5 protein-coding genes are annotated in these 5,250 nt (G+C 61.4%); 2 read left to right on the top strand and 3 right to left on the bottom strand.

Annotated features, from left to right (window positions below; translation table 11 throughout):
* Window positions 1–280 (top strand): LysR substrate-binding domain-containing protein (locus ACRXB1_RS29510; RefSeq protein WP_449494041.1); only part of this gene is annotated, 280 nt, incomplete at its 5' end.
* Window positions 281–367: 87 nt separating this feature from the next.
* Entirely contained in the window at window positions 368–1,240 is an 873-nt protein-coding gene (gene yghU, locus ACRXB1_RS29505; RefSeq protein WP_449494040.1) for a glutathione-dependent disulfide-bond oxidoreductase, read from the top strand.
* Window positions 1,241–1,266: 26 nt separating this feature from the next.
* Here yghU and ACRXB1_RS29500 read toward each other — a convergent pair whose 3' ends face one another.
* From ACRXB1_RS29500 to ACRXB1_RS29490, 3 genes are all read right to left on the bottom strand, one after another.
* Window positions 1,267–3,531, bottom strand: a complete 2,265-nt coding sequence (locus ACRXB1_RS29500; protein ID WP_449494039.1) for a two-partner secretion domain-containing protein — start codon at window positions 3,529–3,531, stop codon at window positions 1,267–1,269.
* Window positions 3,532–3,872: 341 nt separating this feature from the next.
* The gene (locus tag ACRXB1_RS29495) at window positions 3,873–4,601 is read right to left on the bottom strand and encodes a hypothetical protein (RefSeq protein ID WP_449494038.1); all 729 of its coding nucleotides are present in this window, start codon (window positions 4,599–4,601) and stop codon (window positions 3,873–3,875) included.
* 196 nt (window positions 4,602–4,797) lie between these two features.
* On the bottom strand, window positions 4,798–5,250 hold a 453-nt coding region (locus ACRXB1_RS29490; protein ID WP_449494037.1), incomplete at its 5' end, for a FadR/GntR family transcriptional regulator.

Genomic DNA, 5,250 nt, shown 5'->3' with positions numbered 1-5,250 from the left:
TCCGGCGCTGCGGCCGGCGGCGGTCGTGACCTTCGATCACTTTTACCTGACGTTGCAGGCTGCCATCGACGGGATGGGGGTTGCGATGGGGCCGACGGCGCTTGTATCCGACGATCTTGCTTCGGGCCGGCTCGTGACGCCGTTTGCGGGGCCGCGTCTGCCATCGCGGAGTTATTGCACTTATGTGCCCGATGACAAATTCGCCGACGGTCTCGTCATGCTGTTTCGCTCATGGCTCGAGCGCGAAGGGGCGCGTCCGGATCCGCAGCCGGCACCTTGAGCGGTCCCGGCAACATCTGCATGGGTTTGTTATTCTCGCTCCAATATTTCGAGACAAACATCCCAATAGCTGCAAGGAGCCTTGAACATGAGCGATTCGTCCGATTACCTGCCGCCAAAAGTCTGGACCTGGAATAAAGGCAATGGTGGCCACTTCGCGAATATCAACCGGCCGATTTCCGGGCCGACGCACGACAAGGACCTGCCGGTCGGCAAGCACCCGCTCCAGCTTTATTCGCTGGGCACGCCGAACGGCGTGAAGGTCACCGTGATGCTGGAAGAACTGCTGGCGCTGGGTCACGGCGGCGCGGAGTATGACGCGTGGCTCATCAAGATCGGCGAAGGTGACCAGTTCGGCAGCGGCTTCGTGGCGGCGAACCCCAATTCGAAAATCCCCGCCCTGGTGGACCACAGCGGCGCCGAGCCGATTCGTGTGTTCGAGTCCGGCTCGATCCTCCTGTACCTCGCCGAGAAATTCAAGGCATTCCTTCCGACAGAGCCGGCTGCGCGCGCCGAATGTCTGTCGTGGCTTTTCTGGCAGATGGGCAGCGCGCCGTATCTGGGCGGCGGTTTCGGCCATTTCTACGCTTACGCGCCCACGAAGATCGAATACGCGATCAACCGTTTCGCCATGGAAACCAAGCGTCAGCTCGACGTGCTCGACAAACGGCTGGCGGACAACGAGTACATGGCGGGCAGCGAATACACGATCGCCGATATCGCCATCTGGCCGTGGTACGGCGGACTGGTCAAGGGCTGGCAGTACGGCGCGGGCGAGTTTTTATCGGTGCAGGAATACACGCACGTGCAGCGATGGGCCAACGCCATAGGCGAACGTCCGACCGTGCAGCGCGGCCGGATGGTCAACCGGGTTTCCGGCGAACCATCGAGCCAACTTCACGAGCGTCACGACGCGAGCGACTTCGATACCAAGACGCAGGACAAGCTCGCCGCGAAGTAGGCGCCAGACTCAACTCAGCTTCAGCTTCAGTTGGCAACTTGCCAGCGCAACACCGGATGCGTTGCGCCTGCTGGCAATGCCCACACGCCGGTAGGACTGAAGTCATACGACACGAACGACGCCTCCGTGCTCATCTGCGCGGTGGTAAGTCCGTTCGATGCCGGCAATTGCGTGCCGGCACGAACGCCTTGCGTTTGCGTTGTCGTCTCCGTGTTCCAGTACGAATCGGGCGCAATCGTTCCGTTGTTGACAAACGCAAAGCCAGCCGATCCCTGCGAGCCGAAGCCCACTTTCCCGGTGGCGAACGACTGGCTGATCGTCCCTTCGTTGAAGCCGACGAATCCGCCGCCGGAACCGGTCGAGTACTGCGGCGTGACATCGCCGGTTGCATACGACTGGGTGATCGTCCCGGTGTTGTAGCCGACGAGTCCGCCGTTGATGCTGTCGCCGGAGACGCTCGCGCCACTCCAGGACCGTGCGATCAGACCTTCGTTCTTGCCAGCGAGTCCGCCGAACGTGTTGCCGTCCTGAGACGGATCGAAGACGCTTCCGGTCGTGTACGAGTTGACGATCGTGCCTTGATTGTCACCGGCGAGCAGTCCGCTGCCGCCGTAAGAAATCCCTACCTTGCTCGTGACGACGCCGACATCACGCACGACGCCCGCCGGCCCGATGACACCAAACAGCCCCGCGTTCAGGTCGGTCGAAAAATCCATGACTTGCGGCGCGAGGTTGGCGATGGTGTGCCACATGCCATCGAACTGACCGGTGAACGGTGTGTTGTGATTGCCTATCGGCGCGGAGGCGACGCCGCCCGCATCGATATCCTTGCCGAGCGCATAGATGCCTGCGAGATCGAGCGATACGTTCTGCAGATCGGCCGTCGAATTGACGAGTTTGTACGCGGTGATCTGCGTGAGCAGGCCGCTGTATTGCGGCGCCTTCCATGCGGTATTGCTGCGCAACGTGCCCGGCGTGTAGCTGCCGTTCATGTCGTAAAGCGCGCTGACAGTGCCGGTGCTTCCCGACCAGTCGATGACCCCGCGGTTGATCACGCTGCCGCCGTTGTCGATTGCCGATGCATCGCTGCGCAGCGTCAGGTTGCCGCTGCCCTTGTTCTTCACAGTGGTGTTCTGCCCGATGGTCAACGTCCGGTAGGCGGCGAGCGTCAGCGACGCCGGACCTTGCCAGCGGATGTCCGAGTTCACGGTGATATCGCCGGCTGAACCTACGTTCACCGATGTCCCTTTGTTCAGGCTGCGCGACAGCGCGCCGGCGGCGGCATCGCCTGCGGTGAAGGCCGGCGTCGTGACATTCCACTGGGCCGCCACGACGGCCGGACTGCTTGAATCGGCATTGCCGAAGGACAACGTTTGCGCAGTTGTGTCGACCGTGCCGCCCGTGCCGTCTGCATTTTCCGCGCGAACGGTGCCGGTCTGGCGCACGCTGCCGGTATCGGCGACGAGCCATACATGGCCATCGCGCGTGGTAGTGCCGGTCGCGCGGATCACGCTATGGTTGCCCGCGAGCGCATAGACGTTGCCGTCCGCCGCTTCCAGATTCACCTGGGCCGCGCGCACCGTGCCGCTGTTGATGACCGTGCCGCCGCTGCCCGTTTGCACGAACGTCTGCTTGCCAGTCGATGAATCCTGCAGCAGAACCTGCGCGCCGGCGGCGAGTTCAGCCGTGCCTTCCGGCGCGCTTATCGTGCCCTGGTTCGTCACGTCGCTTCGCGCGATCAGGAAGACATCGCCGCCGCTCGATGCAATCTTGCCCAGGTTGATCACGCTTGCGTTCGATGTGCCTGACAGCGTCAGCGCGCCGCCTTGCATGAACGCGGCGTTAGTCGTGTCCAGCGTCGACCCGACAAAGCGCCCGCCCGTACTGATTACGCCGTTCTGGCCCACAAGAATGCCTTGCGGGTTGATCAGGTACACGCTGCCGGTTGCGCTGAGCGTGCCGAGGATCACCGACTGGTTGCCGCCAGTCACGCGGTTCAGGGTCGCGCCGTTGCCGTTATCGAATTTGACCTTGTTGCCGTTGCCAATAGAAAAGCTGTTCCAGTCGATGACTGTGCGCGATCCGCCGGCCTGCGTGATCGTGACCGCATTTGCGCTGCTGCTGATCGTGCCGCTGCCCGCCACGAACTGGCCGCCGTTCGGCAGCGGTCCGGCCGCGTAGGCCACGGGAATATATAAAACGCTCAGTCCCGCGGATACACACAGCGCGAGCGGCAAAGGCCGCAAGCGCCCGGGAACGGTAGCCAGTTTCAAAGATAAAAGACGCGCCATGACGTCTCCGATTAGAGTGCCGGGAACACGCTGACCGCAACGCGGGACGCGTGGCTCATTCGATGTTTCAAACACGCGGACACACTCATCCGCCTGGCTGAAAAGCCCGGAGAACGCATCTGGTGTTGTGCTGCAAAAGGCGCTGTGTCGTGCGGGCGTCGGTAATCCACGGCTGCACGCTGCATTGGCTCGAATGATCGAAGTTTCACGGCTTGCGTGATGTTGATCTGCAGCCCTCGCGAAGAGTAAACGAAAGCAGGCTGACGATTTTGCAAGGGCCGAAAGTCTTGAAATCTTGACCGATTTGGTTGATCACCTGATTGTGATCGTCGTGAGGCGATTTATTGAGCCTCGACCCATTGGCCGGAATTGGGGCACAGCGCAACGCGTGCTCCCTTCAGCCAGACTTGTTCTTCGTCGGGACGCTTCGAAGTCGATGGAGCGATGTCGAATACCACGTTCAGTGCTCGTGTCACATGAGCGTCTTCAACAGGAAGCTCCCATGTCAGGAACAGTTGGGTGAAGTCTTGTTCTGCCGGGAAGTCGGCGTTGTCGAAACCGCTGCTGCGACGCTGGATGACGCCGTGAGGCTGGCACGTATCGAAGATCACGACCGTGCCCTGGGTCAGCGGGATTCGAAGATCCACTGACGGGAAATGCAGATCCAGACCCTTGTCGTCGCTCACGAAAAGATTGCAGAAGACCGCGCTGCCATATTGCTCGCCATCGTGGTGGTAGCGTGCGCCGCGGCAGGCCATGAGGGCTACGTCGCTTGCAGCAAGCACCCCGGGCAGTCCTTGCACGCAGGTCCAGTCGGCGACTGCCTGCACGCACTGCCTGTACTCCGGCCACCTTGCGCGGGCCCGCGCTAACGGCATCTCCTCGACGTCCCCGGGTTCCAGGATCAGGCGCGTCGCTATCTCCCTTTCCCAATCGGCAACGAGGCGCGGAGGCGGCGCGGGTATCTCGACGGTGCTTGTCAGCACGACGTCACTCACATACCGGCTGCGGATGACCTCGTCGCTCCAGAACCAGGATGTGAGCCGCTGTTTTCGGGTGATGTGGTTCATCCGGGCATTGTAAATCCATCGATTTGTATCCCACTGCATCTGCCGCGCCGGGCGTTTCACAGCGTTTCACAAGCCGCAGTTGCTGGAATAATTGAAGATCATGAAAGTCATTCGATCGATGATCGTTGCTGCTGTTGTCAGCATCGCCGAAAGCGTTCGCTGCTCCGGTTATCGATGTCGCTCGCTTCTGAAGTCTCTAAGCGGCATCTCCATCCGGCGAGTCCGCGAAAAGTTTGTGATGCACGTGGCGAAGATGCGCGCGCATTGCGTTCTTCGCGGCGCGCGCATCGCGATTGAGGATTGCCTCGCCGATCTTCCTGTGATCCGCGTTCATGGCGGCGGGGATGTGCTTGTCGGCGTAGAAGGTTTCGAGGTGCGTGAACATGGGGCTGTAGCGTTTGTTCCAGAGGACAGTCATGACTTCTGTCAGCATCGCGTTGCCGGTCATCTCGCTGATGAGCAGGTGGAAACGCTTGTCTTCATCCAGGAACGCGGCGTTGTTGACTGACTGCGCTTCCAGCATGTTGATGTTTCGCGTCAGCGCCTCGCGTTGCACATCCGTGCCGTTCTTCGCCGCGAGCGCCGCGATCTCGCCTTCGATCACCGCGCGTGCCGCCAACAGGTCGGCCGCGCTGAACTCTGCATCGGA

This window comes from Caballeronia sp. M23-90, from assembly GCF_053574605.1.
This window is presented reverse-complemented; position numbering and strand designations above follow the sequence as displayed.

Coding starts and splice junctions, on each gene's coding strand:
- ACRXB1_RS29500 (WP_449494039.1), bottom strand. CDS start 3,531: ATGGCGCGTCTTTTATCTTTGAAACTGGCTACCGTTCCCGGGCGCTTG.
- yghU (WP_449494040.1), top strand. CDS start 368: ATGAGCGATTCGTCCGATTACCTGCCGCCAAAAGTCTGGACCTGGAAT.
- ACRXB1_RS29495 (WP_449494038.1), bottom strand. CDS start 4,601: ATGAACCACATCACCCGAAAACAGCGGCTCACATCCTGGTTCTGGAGC.